This is a genomic window from Cytobacillus sp. FSL R5-0569, assembly GCF_038007265.1.
GTDB lineage: Bacteria > Bacillota > Bacilli > Bacillales > Cytobacillaceae > Cytobacillus > Cytobacillus kochii.
Window position 1 is genome coordinate 686,403 of sequence record NZ_JBBOWW010000001.1, and the last position, 16,877, is coordinate 703,279.

Here is a 16,877-nt window from a genome sequence, read left to right on the forward strand (position 1 = left end):
GGGTAAACAAGTATGAATATTTTATTAGTCGATGACGAAATGCTAGAACTTGAACAACTCGAATATTTGATAAAAAACCAATTTCCTAAATGGACGATTTACAAAGCAAATGATGCGTCTCAGGCTGTTCAAATCAACAAGCAACACAATATTTCTCTTGCCTTTTTAGATATTCAACTACCGGGTAAATCTGGTCTAGAGTTAGCCAGTGAATTGGCGCAAAATTATACAATGGATATTATAATGGTTACCGCTTTTCAAAGTTTTGAATATGCTCAAAAATCTATTCGGCTTGGTGTAGTTGATTATATAACCAAACCTGTCATAGAGGATGAACTAATAGGTGTTTTAAATAAATATGAACAATTAGGTCAGTATTCAGAATCAATTATTCAAACGATTCAAATCATACAACAAGAATATAGTGAGAAAATAACACTTAATTACTTGGCTTCAAAGAGTCATATGAATCCAGCTTATTTAAGTAGGAAGTTTCATGAAGAAGTGGGTTTGGGTTTTTCTGAATATTTAAATGATTACCGTCTAAACATAGCCAAGAAGATGTTAATTGAACAGCCGACTTTGAGCATCCATACAGTGTCTGAAAAATGCGGTTTTAATAGTCAACATTACTTTAGTCAAATGTTTCGTAAATTAACTGGAATGACGCCAAGAGAATTTCGCCTAGAGGTGCCCTATCGTTGAATAAACAGGACTATCAATTTTATATAAGTGGAGCAATTAAATTAGGGGTTAGTTTTGGAATCGTGAGCCTATTAGCGAGATGGGTAACGGGGAATACCATCCTTTCCTCACCTGAAATTTTATTAAAGTATGGAATGGTAGGAGGAATAGGCTATTCTCTTATGGGGGCATTAAGCCTGATCCTTTTTGGAATGGTAGCAAAGAGGATACGTCAATCTTTCCCCCACCATTTAACCATTGGTGATGTATTACGTGAGAAACTCAATCCTAGCGGCTACTGGTACATGATTTGTATCCTCTTAATCACGAGTTTGGACTCTATATTCGTGCAAGCGATGGGGGCGGCTATTCTCCTTCATATTGTTTTTCCTATTCCTATTTATTTGGGGATGCTATTATTTTTATTTGTTTGTTTTCTCATTGGTGGAATGGGTGGGATGCAGAGAATTCATCAGCTAGCTAGTGTAAATGTGACATTAATATTTGCTGCTGTCATCATAATTCCTGTTTATTTTTACATTCAAAATGGTGTGCACCCAGTATTTGAAGGAATCAAATTATACCATCCTTACCTGTTATATTTTCAAAACACAGATGCTATGTTGTTTATTATGACTGCTATATTAATTGGATTTGGTCAAGTGATCATTGATCGTTCGACTTGGCAAAGAGTCTTCTTATTAAAACCTGCTAAGGTCCAGTTAACCTTTACTTTAGCAGGTTTTATATGGATGACTATTCCATTGGCTTTGTCATCTTTATTGATGATTATTATCTATAGTGGAAGCTACGATAATATTACTTCTTTATTATTCGAACTAATTAATAGAATTCAAACCACCCTGTTTGTTTTTTTGTTTATTCTATTTTGTTTCAGCGCAATTTCAGCAGCAATTAGTTCAGAATTACAAGCCACCACTGTATTAATCGTGCGAAATATATTACAGGTTTTCTTATCGCTCACCAACAGGGATAAATGGAATCTTACTTATCTAACTTCAGGCTTTATTTGTGTACTTTTATTAGTAGTCGTAAGTATTTTTTCTCCTTCTCTTTTAGAACTATTATTTTTCTTTGGGCATATGTACGCTTCATTAATTATTCCTATGCTCTATATTATCTTAAGTAAAGGACCAATACATTCGATTATTCCCTTTTCCTCATTAATCGGAATGATAGGTGGTTATGCTTTTATATCTGTTGTAGGAAATTTCACTGCTATTTGGATTAGCTTTTTCATTTCCGGTACCCTATGTAGTATTGTTTGGATTTATACCATTTTCAACAACCATTTTAATAAATAATAGGGGGATTATACTTGAATCCAGGTAAATCTATTATGGTAGATAGAGTGGAAGAGGATTTCGCTCTGCAACCTACTAAACCCACCATAAGAAATTTGAACTTCAGTCATTTTTTCTCTTTATGGATGGGATCTATTCATAATATCCCCTCCTATGTAACGGTAGGGGGTTTTTTTGCATTAGGACTTTCTATAACCGAAGTCATGGTTGTTATTCTCGCCTCAGCGTTTCTACTTACTATTCTGATACAGCTCAATGGACATGCAGGAAATAAATATGGCATTCCCTTTGTGATGTTTCTTAAAACATCATTTGGCGGTGCAGGTGCTTTATTACCAGGTGTATTGAGAGGAATCATTGCAGGAATTATGTGGTTTGGGCTTCAAACTTATGCTGGGAGCCTTGCAATCACCATTTTAATTGGCCAATTCTGGCCTGCTTATATAAATTTTGGGGGGGAATGGACATTATTTGGTCTTAGCCTTACTCATCTTATTTCATTTCTTGTATTTTGGTTCATCAACTTATGCTTTTCTTTTGGAGGAATGAAAGCACTTGGAAAATTATCCAATGTGATTACTCCATTGGTTTTCCTTATATTCGGAGGCATGAGTATTTGGATTATTGATCAAGCAGGGGGAGTAGAACCAATCCTTTTGCATGGCGCTACAAATATCTCTGCTACAAATATATTTACTATGATTACTTGCATGTCAGCTTTATTAGCTACTTGGGTGGCGCCTATATTGAGTGTTTCTGATTACACTAGGTATGCTAGAACAACCATTCAACAATCGCTCGGTCAATTTTTGGGGATAATGGTTTCTTATGGCTTATTTGCTGCAGCTAGTATTTCAATTATTAAAGGTACAGAAATGCTTTATGGCAAACCTATTTGGAATATACTTGATGTGATTGGTGAGTTCGATAGTAAGCTAGTGGTTTGTTTATCACTGATTACGGTTTGTTTATCTACGCTTTCTGTTAATATTACCGGAAATATAATTCCTGCTATTAATCAGCTAATTTCTCTTTTTCCAAAGTTAATCAATTCCAAAAGTGCAGCTATTATCATTTCCATAGCAGGGATGGTTATTATGCCTTGGAAGTTGATGGAGAATTCAACAAGTATATTCACATTCTTAAACATGGTAGGTGGATTATTGAGTCCTGTGATTGGAATCATGATTACACAATATTTTCTTATCGATAAAAAGAAAATTGATATAAAGGAGCTCTATCATAATAAAGGAGATCATTATTACTCTAGTGGTGTAAACAAATCAGCTATTTTAGCTATGTGTATGGCAGGGGGATTAAGTCTCTCAGGACATTTTATTTCATCTTTAGAGCCATTATACAATCTATCATTTTTTGTTGGAATCATTTCATCTATACTTTTATACCTTTTGTTTATATTTATGAATACAGTCATTTTTGGCAAATTTGGAAGTAGGCAGAATAAGGCAAGTAGCTAACTAAATGACTTAGCCTGAAATAATGAACAATAGCGAATGATGATTTATATCATAGTTTAGTTGCTCGATTCCACTATTCTCAATGATATAAAACAATCCGAATAATTAGAAGGTAGATTCTTCTCCTAATCATTCGGATACATCTTTTGCTGAAATACTATTTAGTTTCTGCCCATATCTCATTAATCATTAACAGGCTCTTCTATGCATAGTTCACCATAAACTATGTTTCCTTTATACATAACGCCATTTGGTTTTATACGTCTAGCAATGACTTCGGCACTACAAGATGCATCCATAAATAAGAAATTGGCAGAGTCACCGGTTTTTGGCCATTGCTGATGACCATTTCTATCCAAAGTTGTAATGCCGCCTGTAATATATTTTAATATTTGTGATAGAGATATTTCGTTTGTCCATCTATATCGCTCTATTAATCTTGTTGCTCTTTCCAAGATATCCCCATTCCCCGTTGGCCACCAGGAATCAAAAATATTATCGTTTCCAATCGCTACTTGTATACCATATTCGTCTAAGAAATCTACAGGTGGTATATCTCTCCCGGTCGGTAAGCTAGTGACTATAGATATTTCTGCTGCTTTAAGAAGTTCAGCTGTTTTTTTTACTTCATCCAACGATACTCCGCCTAATCCAAATGCATGACTAATGAAAACTCTACCTTGCCACCCAGCTTCTAATGTGAGATGGGCAAGTCTTTTCATTGTAAATGTCCCGAGATGTCCAGGATCATGTAAATGTAAATCGATGTCAGCATTTCCTTCTACAGCAATATCCATTAATTGTACTAATGAAGCTTCGATATTATTATCAACAGTAGCTGGGTCTACCGAGCCTACAATACCTGCCCCGTGCTTAACTGCTTGCCTCATATAACTAATCGTGTCTTTATTTAATAAACCATGTTGTGCAAATGCGACGCTTTCAACGCTCATCTGATCGGAGAAATTTTGTATGGCCCTTTGGACTTCTTCTAAGTTTTTAAGCCCAACCTCAGGATAGATATCTACATGTGTCCTGACATGTGTGGATCCAAATGATAGTAATTGTTTCAGGAGCTTTCCTGCTCTAACATGTGTTTGTGAAGGAAGGGATTTTAAAATATTCTTTTCGATATTACAACGCTCTATTACACTTGATGCGGGAAGACAAGACTGCCATTTATCTCCCATATAGGTTTTATCTAAATGGACATGTTTCTCAACAAAGGATGGCATTAACAATAAGCCTTTTACGTCTTTTAGAGGGTAATCATTTGTTATATCTGCTAAGGCATTCGTAATCTTTTCAATCTTCCCATGACTAATGAATAAGTGAACCGTTTCTGTCTCTGTTCTAACTGCTTGGCCATTCTCCCATTTAAATCCACTCTCTATCTTTACATTTTTAAGCCAATAGGTTTGATCATTCAATGTATATTTTCCTCCCTATTAATCTTTGTTTATTAAAATATCATTGATTTCTAAGTAACCAGCAGCGCTTATAGAAAAATGATCAACATTCTTCGCAACTGCCGCTAAGTTTTCTATCACTCTTACAGGCACATAAGCAGCGTCTTCCATTTCTATTTCTTGTGCTTTTGCATAAAGTTCCAAGCGCTTCTCTTGATCGGTCTCAGCTCTCGCTAATTCAATTAACTCATCGACTTCATTATTGCTATAAAAGAGCGTATTGCCTGTGGCACCGTGTGAGCTTGAATGAAAAAGATTATATTGATTATAATCAGCATCACCTGTTGCATTCCTCCAACTAATGAGAAATAATTGGGAATCTCCTTTATTCACTTGCTCCACAAATGAACCATACTCAAGAACCTGAATGTTAAGTTTGATTCCAATTCCCATTAGTTGCGATTGTAATATTTCTGCAAGATTTATTCTTTCTTTGTTATCCATTGTGAGTAATGTAGCTTCAAAGCCATTTGCATAACCAGCAGCGCTCAGTAATCTCTTCGCTTCGTTTAGATTATATTCATAAGCTTTTAAGTCCTCATGATAACCGAACACTTTTGATCCCATTAATGAATTGGCTCTATGTCCAATTTTATTAAAAGCCCCATCAATGATTGCATCCATCTCAATGGCATGTGATATAGCTTTTCTCACTTGAACATCATTAAAAGGTAGTGCCTGCATATTAAAACCAAGATATTCTGTACCAAAGCCCTCGCTACGGTACACATTCCCTTTCTTTGATGTTTCAACCGTTTCAATCATATGGATAGAAAGAGGTTCTGCAATATGTGCTTCACCAGTTTCAATCATAGAAACTCTTGTTGTTTCTTCAGGCACTACTTTAAATTCGACTCGGTCGATATGTGGGGGATTTCCCCAATAGTTTTGATTCTTATTCAATATAATTGCTTGACCGGGTGTCCATGACTCAAATGTAAATGGCCCAGTCCCATTAGGTTCTTTTATGACCTCTCCTTTATATTTTTCGATCGTTTTTGGATTAATAATTCCCCCTTCATGGCTTGCTAAAATCGATAGTAAAGGAGAGAATGGTTCGGAAAGTATGAATTGTACAGTATAATCATCTAAAACTTTTATCTCTTCGACCATTTCAAAGGCAGAAGCTTTTGGGGCACCTAGGTCAGGGTCTAACACCCTTTCAAATGTCTCTTTAACGGCATCAGCATTAAAGGGTGTCCCATCATGAAAGGTTACTCCATGTTGCAAATGAAACTCCCATGTCGTATCATTTACCTGTTCCCAACTTTCAGCTAATAGAGGAACAATATTTTCATTTTTATCTCTAGCAACTAATCCTTCATAAACCTTTCCATGAGTCACACTGGCTGCATTAATAGTCGACATAAAGTGGTGATCTAAGTTATCCACGTCTGATTGCCTGGCAATAATAAGTGTTCCTTCATTACCGTTCCCGTTTTTAGAATCATTGCTTTCTAAAGTAACATTGTTACTTGTTGAACATCCTGAAATGACTACTAAAATGAATAATAATAAACCGAGCTCTTTTATTTTTCTCCTCAATCCTATCCCCCCTAAAGTATGGTACAAATAAATTGTTTCAATCATCTAATTATATTAATATTCTGATAATATTCTTTGTAAATTCTTTACTTGTTTTTACGCTTTTTTTACTTTCTTATCTTTTTGGAAAAATGTAAAGTTGAAGCCATTTCGTAAAGTCAGTCATTTTGTTGTTTTTCTAAAAGAAAACGGTGAAAGCCGCATCTGATGAAAACTTAACTATATTGATTTTTATCAAAAATTGCTGATCCCTTGGTGAAAACTGTTGTCCAACTAACGTTTTTCGTGTGATTTTATCCATATAATTGGTCCTTATTACTGAAATTTGGTCGGTAATTCAACTTGGTTAGTGATAATATAAGAATTTTCTTGGCATATGTTTAAAAAAATGAAAAAAATTGGTATTTTTAAAGTAGTATTAAATGATTGCTAACCCAGTAAAGGAAAGTCTATATATAAAAGGAGTGACTCTATGAAACCGCTAACGATAGCTACCTTGACTAGTTCTTTTGCTTTTATGCCCCTTTTCATTTTTAATGGAGTCTATTCGGCAATGGGTGGGGGACTGCTGATGGGTTATTTCGCTTTTGAAATCACTTATTTTTATAAGATAGAAAATAATCGACATAAGAATATAGGAGAGATGAATCAGAAAAGGTGGAATCTCAGACGTTTATAAAAGAGAAAGACAGCTTCATTATTGCAATTGCAGCAGTTTCTGGTGGAGGGAAAACAGAGATAACGAAGGCATTGTTTAATCGCTGTACCTCTTTTACAATCGGAGTGTTGTCCTATACGTGAGGTCGCGCCATTTTCAATCCACTGGATGATACTACTCGGTCCTGCTAGCTGAAATTCATCGAAATGGAGCGTCACAGTATGCGGCAGCTGATTATATGGAGAAGAGGAGAGGCGCATATCCATATGCTTGAGACAGTCAGGATGGATGCAGATAAAATCATCGATGGCACTTTAAGCAAAGAGGAAACCACGCAACAAAAATAGAAGAAGTGAATAGGAGAATAAAAGATGAGTCAGACAGCAATAGATAAAATATGGCAGCAATATCGACAGCAACACTCAGAAGCACCAGATACTTATGCAGCATGGGCGTTCGGTGATAGTGAAGAAATGGCGGATGCCTTGGTGGAACTAGTTGCAGAAGGGAAGAAAACAGCAACAGCATCCAATTACCTTTTATACGAGATAGAAAATGAAGACTTACCCCAAGTCGGACAGTTGAATATCATTCTTGATGGCAAAGGGTTGCCGAAAGTGATTGTTAAAACGACAAATGTGACGGTCGTGCCTTTTGACGAAGTAACAGAGAATCATGCATTTAATGAAGGGGAGGGTGATTGTTCGCTAGCTTATTGGAGAGAGGTACATGAAGCCTTTTTTAAACGAGAGCTAGCACCTTTAGGGAAAGACTTTCACGAAAAAATTCTCGTCGTATGTGAAGACTTTGAAGTTGTTTATAAAAAGGAGTGACTAAACAATGACGTTTGTCTTTGAACTTGTAAGAATTATTGCTATCTTCTTAGTAGTAGGTTGGTTAGGAAGTGCGGCGTTAGCGGGTGTCTATACAATAGGAGGAGAAACGGTTACGCAACCTTGGATGGGCTTTCTTGGTATTTTACTTCTATTATTTGTGCTCTATCGGAATAAATGGCAATTTTCTGGTTGGTATAAAGGGGATGGAAGAGAGAAGCTATCAAAGCCTCTGTCGAAAACAATCACGATGATAGCCATCTTGCTCATCATTGTCCCATTTATTTATCACCCGTGAGGATGACTAGAGGGCGTATACGACAATAAAAAAGCACATCAATCTATTAAAATGTTGATGTGCTTTTTTCGCGGTGTTGATTAGTCTTTTTTAAAGCGGCTGCCTCTATTTAATAATTTCGCTTGTTTTTGCTTGATTCTTTCTTTGGCAGCTTTTGTTGAATCGTGATCGATGATGATTTCAGTTATTTCTTCTTCCTTCATTGTAATAAGGAGCCATGTACCTTCGACTGAGTCAGGAGGTAGGAGATGAGCCGCAATTATTTTTTCCACTTGCTCATCACCGACTAGGAGCACAGCTTTGCCTTCTTCCATTCTATCTATAACAGCTTTATTCACTCGACCCCACTCCTCTTAGAAACAAATTATAGATTGATCTTCAATTTCTTTTGCTTTGGCAAGACCAATACCAGCAATGCGTTGCAGGTCATCATAGGAAGTGAAAGGTCTTTTCTCGATGATTTCCTCGGCACGATCTGGGCCAATTTCATGGATTTGTTGCAATGTTTCAGCATTCGCTTCATTAATCATAATATGATCTGCAGGACAGCTTTCAATGACAACTTCCTCGTTCGTTTTGTTGTCTTCTTTTTCTTTTACCCCATTTATGGAGAGGTAGTCATGGCCATCTGATTGAATGATAACCGTCCCATTTTCGATCGTGCCGTACACGTCTATATTCATTTGCTGAAGGCGGTTCAATACTTCTTGATTTGGGTGACCGTAAGAGTTATCTGCACCAGCAGAGTAAATAGCGATTTCAGGATGGATTGCTTCTATAAATGCCTCGCTATTAGAAGTATCTGAACCATGATGAGCGATCTTAAAAATATCTGCTTCTATGTTGCCTGAAGCGAGCATCTCATTTTCGGCTGATGTTTCCGCATCGCCTGTGAAGAGAAACGATTGTTCTTTATAAGTAATCTTCATCCCAATAGAGCTATTATTCAAATCTTCATCAACAGATGATGGATGAAGAATATCAATTTGTGCTGAACCAATTGTAAATGATTCGCCTGCTCTTGGTATATGGTAAGCTGCTTCACTTTCAATAATGGCATCTAATGCGTCTTCATATACTCTCGACGTTGATTCTGCTCCGCTCATCCACACTTCTTTGACAGGAAAAGAGTTAATTACTTCAGGCATTTGCCCAATATGATCAGCATGGGGATGAGAGCCAACGAGTAAGTCAATTTCTTTTACCCCAACTGATTGTAAATAGGGTACGACTTCATTGCCATCATGTCTCCCGCTATCTATTAAAATTGTAAAATCTTCACCTTGTAATAATGTCGCCTCTCCCTGATCTACATCTATAAAGTGGGCTGTTAAGGTTGGTGAAAATGTTGTCTGTTCTTCAGTTGTTGTTTCAGTGGCACATGCAGTTAGTGTAACGGTGAATAGTATAATAACAATTAATAGTAATGATTTACGCCAGTTATGTATGGTCACGATGGTGTCACTCCTCTTTCGCACATTCGCTTCTGTGTTGATTATAATATAAAAGAAAAGGGAAATGTGGGAATCTGAATATTCCTTAAATAATGAAATAGATAGGTATGAAACTTGTCTAAACGGTCGAGATTAATTAGAATAGGATTGGGCTAGAGGAAATGGTTAAATATTGCTATCTGATTGTGGACAATGTATGATGTAAAATGATGGAACGAATGGCTCATTACAGTATAAAGAACAGTAAAAACATATATAAGCACTTATTTTATTTTATAGGATGATGGGTAATGAAAAGAGCGAGAATTATATATAATCCAACTTCTGGTCGTGAAATTTTTAAAAGGCATCTTGCAGAAGTATTAGAGAAATTCGAACGCGCAGGATATGAAACCTCTTGTCACGCGACAACTTGTGAAGGTGATGCGACAAAGGCTGCAAGACTTGCTGTAGAGAGAAAGTATGACCTTGTCGTAGCTGCCGGTGGAGATGGCACGATTAATGAAGTCGTCAATGGACTCGCAGAGCAGGAATTCCGACCGCAACTGGGTATTATTCCGACAGGGACAACGAATGATTTTGCTCGTGCACTGCACATTCCACGTGATGTAGAAGCAGCAGCGGATATTATTGTCAAAGGCGAGAAAATCCCTGTTGATATTGGCCGTATGGATAAAAAGTATTTTATTAATATTGCTGGTGGCGGTCGTATTACAGAGCTCACATATGAAGTACCAAGCAAGCTAAAAACGATGATTGGTCAACTTGCCTACTATTTAAAAGGAATAGAAATGCTACCAAGTATTAAACCGGCGGATGTCACGATTGAATTCGATGGCAAAATTTTTGAAGGAGAAGCGATGTTATTCCTTGTCGCTTTAACAAACTCTGTCGGCGGTTTTGAAAAATTAGCTCCAGATGCCTCCATTAATGATGGAATGTTCACATTGTTGATTTTGAAGAAAACCAATTTAGCTGAGTTTATTCGCATTGCCTCACTTGCCTTACGTGGTGAGCATGTCAATGATCCACATGTCATCTATGCAAAAGCAAACAGAATAAAAGTTTATTCAAAAGATCCGGTTATGTTGAACCTTGACGGTGAATACGGCGGGGACACCCCAGCTGAATTTGTGAACTTGTATCGTCATTTGGATGTATTTGTACCACTCAATCAAATACGTAAACAAGATCGCCCTGATTATCAAGATTAAGAATGAATAAAAGCTACTGTCGTGATTGATGCCTTCAGTAGCTTTTTTTAAAAACAAGGAAGGTGGGGGAACCATGAAAAAATGGCAATGGAAAGAATATAATTTGTCGATTCTTTTACCAGAAAATGAAATACCGCAACTGACGATTATTGTTCAAGATGGCTCTTATTTGTTTGAGTACTTCGAGCAACACCCGCTGAAGCATATTGCCTTTGTAGGTGTTGACCCGATAGATCGTAATAGGGAATACACTCCTTGGTATGCAAAAGTAGATGACTATGCCTATGAAGGTGAGGCAGATACATATTTAACGATGGTTAAAGATGAGCTGTTGCCTTTTTTACATAAAGAATTTCATCTATCAATAGAACCGAAGCATGTAGGCATCGCAGGAGCATCGTTCGGGGCGCTCGTCTCCCTTTACTCTTTATTAACAAGACGTGAGGATTTCGACTATTATTTCTTACTATCGGCTTCTCTATGGTACCCTGACTTTCTATCATTCTTGCAAAAACAACCAGCCATTACGGATGAGAAACATATCTTCTGGTACGTAGGTGAAAAAGAAGGAGACGAATATCCAAATATCCTTAGAGAAATGGTACCTAATACAATAGAAGCAACGAAAGCACTTGAGGAGAAGCTCGTTCATCCACATGCGACCTTCCAGTTTATCACTGACGCGGAAGGGATTCATCGCCACCCTTATTTTGAGAAGTATTTTCGCGGGTTTATTCTTGAGGTGGAGGATCGGTTTGAAGCAAACATCACTAGTCATGCATAATGCATGGCTTTTTTATTTAAAATTGAGGAAGAAACCTCCTTTCGTATTGCGCTTGTTTTTATGTTACAATCTGACTAGCGATTTGCACGGATTTTAAGAGAAGAGGAAGAATGAAATGAAGCAAACATTACCTGTTAAGAAAAACGATTATATAGATGTTACTTTTGAAGATTTAACCCATGAAGGAGCGGGCGTGGCAAAGGTCGACGGTTATCCACTATTTGTCCCCAATGCCCTTCCAGGTGAAAAAGCACAAATTAAGGTGCTTAAAACAAGCAAAGGCTATGGCTTCGGCAAACTAATCGAAACCTACGAAGAAAGCCCTTATCGTGTCACTGCCCCATGCCCCATCTATAAGGAATGTGGCGGCTGCCAGCTCCAGCATTTAAGCTACGAGGGCCAGCTACTAGCCAAGCAAAAACAAGTCCGTGATGTGCTCACAAGAATAGGCAAGCTTGAAAACGTCACTGTTCATCCTACCCTTGGCATGAGCGATCCGTGGCGTTACCGCAATAAATCCCAAGTACCAATAGGCGAACATGAAGGCGGGTTAATCGGTGGATTCTATCAACAACGCTCCCACCAAATCATTGATATGAAATCTTGCCTTATTCAGCAAGAAAAAAATGATGAGGTTATTCAAAAAGTGAAAGACATCTGCAATAAAAATGGCGTTCGTGCATACGATGAGCAGCGCCATAAAGGCGATCTTCGTCATATCATGGCCCGCTACGGTTTAGTTACGGGGGATGTCATGATTGTCCTTGTCACAAAAGCGAAGGATCTACCGAATAGAAAGAAAATCATCGCGGACATCACAGAGAATATTGCAGGCGTCAAATCTATCGTTCAAAACGTTAACCCTAAGAAAACAAATGTCATCATGGGTGACGAAACCCGTGTACTCTGGGGACAAGAAGTGATCTATGACTATATTGGTGATGTGCGCTTTGCCATCTCAGCAAGATCCTTCTATCAAGTTAACCCAGAACAAACAAAAGTCCTTTACGACAAAGCTCTAGAATACGCAGCACTCACAGGCAAAGAAGAAGTCATCGACGCCTACTGTGGCATCGGTACCATCTCACTCTTCCTTGCCCAAAAAGCCAAATCCGTCTTCGGCGTCGAAATCGTTCCCGAAGCCATTGAAGACGCCAAACGCAACGCCGAACTCAACAACATAACCAACGCAAACTTCGCCGTCGGAAAAGCAGAAGAAGTCATCCCAGCCTGGTACGAAAAAGGACACAAAGCAGACGTCCTCGTCGTCGACCCGCCAAGAAAAGGCTGCGACGAAGCACTGTTGCAAACCATTATTGACATGAAACCGAAGAAGGTTGTTTATGTGTCATGTAATCCTGGGACATTAGCACGTGATTTAAGGGTGCTTGAGGATGGTGGGTATCGGACTGTTGAGGTGCAGCCGGTGGATATGTTTCCGCAGACTACACATGTTGAGGTAGTATCGCAGATGATTTTAAAAGTGTAACCCAATAATAAACTCCTGTGCCACATAATAAACCCCTATCATAATATAACCTTATTCTGGGAAAGATGGTATAATGGAGGCTACAAGAATAGAATATCCAAGCGGTTCACCGAGAAGGCCACCTTACTGGACAAGGGTGGTCTTTCAGAATATCTGCTAAGAAATAAGAATGACTTTGAACGAGTGAATCAATTAAAGAATTTGAATTGAAAAGAATTTTTGCATTTGCTACCTGGTCTGATGGAATGGGTTCAGGACATGCTTATGTTTATAGCTGATGGAGACGTAAGACTACAAAATAATGAAAGAGCAGGGAAGAACTATCACCCTGCTCATTAAACGATTAAAATTCCCCTTCGCTAAAGTAATCATATAATTGACTGTTTAAGCGTTTCAATTGAATGTTTTGCGAATGAGGAAATCCATCTTTTTTTGTCTTTTGGGAACACATCCAGCACGAACAATGAACTTTCCCTTTTGCGAAATATCCAGTAAAACGAGATTGCCATCCAGTTTGTTCTGCAATCTTTGTTTTACGATGAATCACTCTTTTTCGATGATGTCGATAATAAGCACGACTTCGATTTTTGATATGTGGCTTCACTTGTCATCAACTCCTTGGGATAAGGCTCAGCCTGTAAAAGTCCCCAAAGAATAATTAGACCATTACAGGCTGAGTATGATGACAATACGTGTGGTAAGAAAATTCAAGTTCTTCACCTCTTGTAAATGGTTTTCTATAATTATACAACAAATAGATTATTTGAATATCTTATCAATCTGTTCCCGGTCGTAGTCTAAAATCCAATTATTTAGTTCTTCATAAAGTAAATCTAAATCTTCTTGGTTTGAGGCGATAACGTCCCAGCCTCGGTCATCATATAGGTGGTAAATCATTTTCTTTGTAACATTTACAAAATAAATATCAATACCAGGGCAGTATAACCCTTTTAGAATTTGGGGTGATGTGGAAAATCCTCAAAACTAATAGCAGTAAAGAGCGATTTATAACGAATATCCTCTTTTGACAAGGTAGAACAAATCGATGTGTGACCATGTCCTCATAATCATCTTCATCTTGATCTTCACCCTCTAAGAAAACACTTGGTAACATCTTATGTTTCAGTTTTTGCCTTAACTTCTTGTCATTTATATATTTTTGGTAGACTTCTGTGCGTCTTTTTTGCTAGAAAGTATCATTCCTCTCACAATTAATGTCAGTGACTAGTAACATTTCATCGGTATTATGAAAAACTTTATTGAATATGCCAGTTGCATTGAAGCATAAAGAAATAAGGTTAGGGTTATCCCCTACAGATGGTGATGGATACGACGATTTATTTATCAAATGTGTTGAGGGTAATTTTGAGTGGAAAGAGTTAGAAATGCCATATCACGATAGAGATTGTTATGTGTAACTGATGAAACGTTAGGGCTACCACCATACAAGGCCTTTAAGCAGTAAACGTCATTTGCGTTAAATACTTAATCTGAATAAAGGGAGAGATTAGATTGAAACGTGAGTAGTGTCCTTGTTGTGGCTTTCTAACAATGGAAGAACGTAGAATATTTGACATATGCGAACTTTGTCATTGGGAAGACGATGGACAGGATGACCCAAATGGGGATTATTCCCTTACAGAAGCGAGAAAGAATTTTAAAGGCCACTTTATTATGTACCGCGATAAAAGAAATATTGAAAGTCAAACTAAAAAAATAATTGAATCAAAAAAGGCTTTAATGAGTATGTTCATTGAATTAGAAAAGTTTGAAACTGATTCGTTAAAATATAAGGAACTTTGGAGGAAGATAGAGACTTACGAAAAGATTTTAATGGACATTACTTATGAATCATACGGTTAGCCAAAGTAGTATGAGGGGCATAACATTAAATGTCTTATTATAAAGGGGGAATAACATGAATGTAGAGATATTATGGGCAGAAGAATTAGATGAATATTATAAAGGTGAAGTCGATTCTGAGTTAGTAGAAAACATTCAGAAGGAACTAAATATGGACTTGCCAGATTCCTATATTCAATTAATGAAGAAAAGAAATGGGTTCTATTTAAAAAATAAATACTTTTCTACGGAAACCCCGAATAGTTGGGCTAATAACTCTGTCCATGTTGATTTTTTATATGGAATAGGGCAAGAGCCAGGATTATTAGATAGTCTTTATTTGCGAAAAGAATGGGGAATACGCAGTAAAAAATTGCTGATTATATCAGCAGACCCACCGATGTTTATCTGTTTGGATTATAGAAAGAGGAAAAATCCTTCTGTCGTTTTTATCGATGTAGAGCAGAATCAAGAGATAAAGTTGGCAAAGGATTTTGAAGAATTTATCAATGGTCTTGTAGATTACATAGAGGATGTAGAATTGGACTCGTATGATTCAGAGCTTTCCGAACAGGAAATAAAAGATTACTATATGAAGATTGACGAAGTAATACAAAAGGGAAAGCCAGGAGAGATTGAACGTTTTTTTACAAAAATTCTCTCAACAAATAACGAATTGATTCGATATATAGTTGAAAAAATGAGACAACACGAAAAACCAAAAGTGCATTTTAATTTACTGCTTTTTTTGTCATGCTGTGCTGAAGGTGATAATAAGGGAATTATAGAAGATGATTATTTATTGGAAATATTAAATGAACTATCCCAGAGCAAAAATAGGGATGTTAGGGACTTCAGTTTGCATAGCTTGAAAGCATTAAATAATAGACTTAACGTGTAAGATGTTCATTTGTTTTTAACAGAGATGCCAATGAGATATGATGAATATATAAAGTAGGTGTCATTTTGGAAAGTGTGATTGATTTAGTAACCTTGCTTAAAAAGAAAAAGGTAAAGGGGAATTGAAATACCTAAGTGGGGGACATATCTACGAAAGCAATGGGAAGACAACTTTGTCAATCATCTTAGTGATAAAGAAAAGAAATCTATTTATCTTTATGAAGATGGTTGTTGTGGATACCTATGGCATGTATTTAGTTATGAAAAAAGGAAATATTTAAAAGAAGAACAAGCTGATACAGCATTTAAGAAAGAACCAAAACAGGCATGTTATGTTTTTTATCAGGATTTGGATGATGCTTATATACTTGAAAATGCTTCTTCTTTAACAGCCGAGGACTTTGTAAATGAAGAAGATGTTTACGTAGTAGATAAAGAGTTTAATTGGACTTACGTAAGAACGCATGAAACAGGCTGGTGCGGTCCGTATTTCAGTCGAAAAGACAAAACAAACTAAAGCTATATGGATTGGTTAGCAGTCAATCGTGATGACATTGATAGTTAAAATTGACGGATATTATCACCAAGTTCTAATTAAAGGGAAAAGTTGTTCAAAAAAGGAACTTATGAAAAAGTATATAAATGCCAAAGCTCTTACTTCAAATATTTTAGACCTTCCAGCTATATTTTGCCGAATTAACTGCTTTGACCAACTTGCCTATAATGAAGACATAGAGATTGATTATGTAATTGATACCGACACCGATAGAATCTATAAACCGTCTTATTAAGTGGGCAACTCTACTCATTTTGATGATAGAGGAGAGGAAATAGCTGGAAGGTTATATTCTCGATATTAACAATTTTATGTATGGCAATCGCTTTAATAGGTTGCCAATTACAA

17 protein-coding genes and 2 pseudogenes are annotated in these 16,877 nt (G+C 36.9%); 13 read left to right on the plus strand and 6 right to left on the minus strand.

The genetic code is table 11. The features are described 5' to 3' along the window. Positions 1-12: 12 nt before the first annotated feature. The 3 genes from MKX78_RS03605 to MKX78_RS03615 are packed head-to-tail and all read left to right on the plus strand — an operon-like array spanning position 13 to position 3,487. Positions 13-705, plus strand: a complete 693-nt coding sequence (locus tag MKX78_RS03605; protein ID WP_095370595.1) for a response regulator transcription factor — start codon at positions 13-15, stop codon at positions 703-705. After that, positions 702-2,009, plus strand: a complete 1,308-nt coding sequence (locus tag MKX78_RS03610) for a hypothetical protein (RefSeq protein ID WP_341049814.1) — start codon at positions 702-704, stop codon at positions 2,007-2,009. Before MKX78_RS03605 ends, MKX78_RS03610 begins: the two co-directional genes overlap by 4 nt. Before the next feature lie 14 nt (positions 2,010-2,023). Continuing rightward, complete coding sequence (locus MKX78_RS03615) at positions 2,024-3,487, plus strand: cytosine permease (protein WP_341049817.1); 1,464 nt, start codon at positions 2,024-2,026, stop codon at positions 3,485-3,487. Between the two features lie 182 nt (positions 3,488-3,669). Here the strand turns inward: MKX78_RS03615 and MKX78_RS03620 are convergent, their stop codons facing one another. Then, positions 3,670-4,917, minus strand: a complete 1,248-nt coding sequence (locus MKX78_RS03620) for an amidohydrolase (protein WP_341049820.1) — start codon at positions 4,915-4,917, stop codon at positions 3,670-3,672. Positions 4,918-4,935: 18 nt separating this feature from the next. Then, complete coding sequence (locus tag MKX78_RS03625) at positions 4,936-6,546, minus strand: glutathione ABC transporter substrate-binding protein (RefSeq protein ID WP_445293132.1); 1,611 nt, start codon at positions 6,544-6,546, stop codon at positions 4,936-4,938. Between the two features lie 612 nt (positions 6,547-7,158). Between MKX78_RS03625 and MKX78_RS03630 the strand changes: the two genes are divergently transcribed. The 4 genes from MKX78_RS03630 to MKX78_RS03645 all read left to right on the plus strand — a co-directional run bounded on the left by MKX78_RS03630 (position 7,159) and on the right by MKX78_RS03645 (position 8,290). After that, complete coding sequence (locus MKX78_RS03630) at positions 7,159-7,302, plus strand: hypothetical protein (RefSeq protein WP_157733799.1); 144 nt, start codon at positions 7,159-7,161, stop codon at positions 7,300-7,302. Between the two features lie 78 nt (positions 7,303-7,380). Next, entirely contained in the window at positions 7,381-7,506 is a 126-nt protein-coding gene (locus MKX78_RS03635; protein ID WP_267892258.1) for a hypothetical protein, read from the plus strand. A 24-nt stretch (positions 7,507-7,530) separates the two neighbouring features. Further along, a complete protein-coding gene (locus MKX78_RS03640) occupies positions 7,531-7,992 on the plus strand; it encodes an ASCH domain-containing protein (RefSeq protein ID WP_341049823.1) in 462 nt (153 codons plus the stop codon). 7 nt (positions 7,993-7,999) lie between these two features. Beyond that, positions 8,000-8,290, plus strand: a complete 291-nt coding sequence (locus MKX78_RS03645) for a hypothetical protein (protein ID WP_307315112.1) — start codon at positions 8,000-8,002, stop codon at positions 8,288-8,290. Positions 8,291-8,370: 80 nt separating this feature from the next. On the opposite strand, the gene MKX78_RS03650 is transcribed toward MKX78_RS03645, so the two are convergent. Both MKX78_RS03650 and MKX78_RS03655 read right to left on the minus strand, forming a co-directional pair. Further along, positions 8,371-8,628, minus strand: a complete 258-nt coding sequence (locus tag MKX78_RS03650) for a DUF3006 domain-containing protein (RefSeq protein WP_307315110.1) — start codon at positions 8,626-8,628, stop codon at positions 8,371-8,373. Positions 8,629-8,643: 15 nt separating this feature from the next. After that, the gene (locus tag MKX78_RS03655; RefSeq protein WP_307315108.1) at positions 8,644-9,744 is read right to left on the minus strand and encodes an MBL fold metallo-hydrolase; all 1,101 of its coding nucleotides are present in this window, start codon (positions 9,742-9,744) and stop codon (positions 8,644-8,646) included. A 290-nt stretch (positions 9,745-10,034) separates the two neighbouring features. Here MKX78_RS03655 and MKX78_RS03660 point away from each other — a divergent pair, with 290 nt between their 5' ends. The 3 genes from MKX78_RS03660 to rlmD all read left to right on the plus strand — a co-directional run bounded on the left by MKX78_RS03660 (position 10,035) and on the right by rlmD (position 13,231). Then, complete coding sequence (locus MKX78_RS03660; protein WP_095370585.1) at positions 10,035-10,958, plus strand: diacylglycerol kinase; 924 nt, start codon at positions 10,035-10,037, stop codon at positions 10,956-10,958. A 73-nt stretch (positions 10,959-11,031) separates the two neighbouring features. Further along, complete coding sequence (locus MKX78_RS03665; RefSeq protein ID WP_307315105.1) at positions 11,032-11,742, plus strand: alpha/beta hydrolase; 711 nt, start codon at positions 11,032-11,034, stop codon at positions 11,740-11,742. Positions 11,743-11,857: 115 nt separating this feature from the next. Continuing rightward, positions 11,858-13,231, plus strand: coding sequence for a 23S rRNA (uracil(1939)-C(5))-methyltransferase RlmD (rlmD, locus tag MKX78_RS03670; protein ID WP_307315104.1), 1,374 nt, complete (start codon positions 11,858-11,860; stop codon positions 13,229-13,231). A 343-nt stretch (positions 13,232-13,574) separates the two neighbouring features. Here rlmD and MKX78_RS03675 read toward each other — a convergent pair whose 3' ends face one another. Both MKX78_RS03675 and MKX78_RS03680 read right to left on the minus strand, forming a co-directional pair. Then, positions 13,575-13,835, minus strand: coding sequence for a hypothetical protein (locus MKX78_RS03675; RefSeq protein ID WP_281203141.1), 261 nt, complete (start codon positions 13,833-13,835; stop codon positions 13,575-13,577). Positions 13,836-13,990: 155 nt separating this feature from the next. Further along, entirely contained in the window at positions 13,991-14,128 is a 138-nt protein-coding gene (locus tag MKX78_RS03680; RefSeq protein ID WP_307315100.1) for a DUF3885 domain-containing protein, read from the minus strand. Between the two features lie 642 nt (positions 14,129-14,770). Between MKX78_RS03680 and MKX78_RS03685 the strand changes: the two are divergent. The 3 genes and pseudogenes from MKX78_RS03685 to MKX78_RS03695 form a co-directional block, all read left to right on the plus strand. Further along, a pseudogene (locus MKX78_RS03685) lies at positions 14,771-15,094 on the plus strand (CPCC family cysteine-rich protein); the annotation flags it as partial. 55 nt (positions 15,095-15,149) lie between these two features. Next, complete coding sequence (locus tag MKX78_RS03690) at positions 15,150-15,974, plus strand: SMI1/KNR4 family protein (RefSeq protein WP_307315098.1); 825 nt, start codon at positions 15,150-15,152, stop codon at positions 15,972-15,974. A gap of 77 nt (positions 15,975-16,051) precedes the next feature. Then, a pseudogene (locus MKX78_RS03695) lies at positions 16,052-16,490 on the plus strand (DUF4275 family protein). Positions 16,491-16,877: the final 387 nt, after the last annotated feature.

What these genes read in the sequence shown, in the direction of transcription:
- MKX78_RS03605 (WP_095370595.1), top strand. Translation starts at nt 13, where the DNA reads ATGAATATTTTATTAGTCGATGACGAAATGCTAGAACTTGAACAACTC.
- MKX78_RS03680 (WP_307315100.1), bottom strand. Translation starts at nt 14,128, where the DNA reads ATGATTTACCACCTATATGATGACCGAGGCTGGGACGTTATCGCCTCA.
- MKX78_RS03645 (WP_307315112.1), top strand. Translation starts at nt 8,000, where the DNA reads ATGACGTTTGTCTTTGAACTTGTAAGAATTATTGCTATCTTCTTAGTA.
- MKX78_RS03660 (WP_095370585.1), top strand. Translation starts at nt 10,035, where the DNA reads ATGAAAAGAGCGAGAATTATATATAATCCAACTTCTGGTCGTGAAATT.
- MKX78_RS03635 (WP_267892258.1), top strand. Translation starts at nt 7,381, where the DNA reads ATGCGGCAGCTGATTATATGGAGAAGAGGAGAGGCGCATATCCATATG.
- MKX78_RS03625 (WP_445293132.1), bottom strand. Translation starts at nt 6,546, where the DNA reads ATGATTGAAACAATTTATTTGTACCATACTTTAGGGGGGATAGGATTG.
- MKX78_RS03640 (WP_341049823.1), top strand. Translation starts at nt 7,531, where the DNA reads ATGAGTCAGACAGCAATAGATAAAATATGGCAGCAATATCGACAGCAA.
- rlmD (WP_307315104.1), top strand. Translation starts at nt 11,858, where the DNA reads ATGAAGCAAACATTACCTGTTAAGAAAAACGATTATATAGATGTTACT.
- MKX78_RS03665 (WP_307315105.1), top strand. Translation starts at nt 11,032, where the DNA reads ATGAAAAAATGGCAATGGAAAGAATATAATTTGTCGATTCTTTTACCA.
- MKX78_RS03690 (WP_307315098.1), top strand. Translation starts at nt 15,150, where the DNA reads ATGAATGTAGAGATATTATGGGCAGAAGAATTAGATGAATATTATAAA.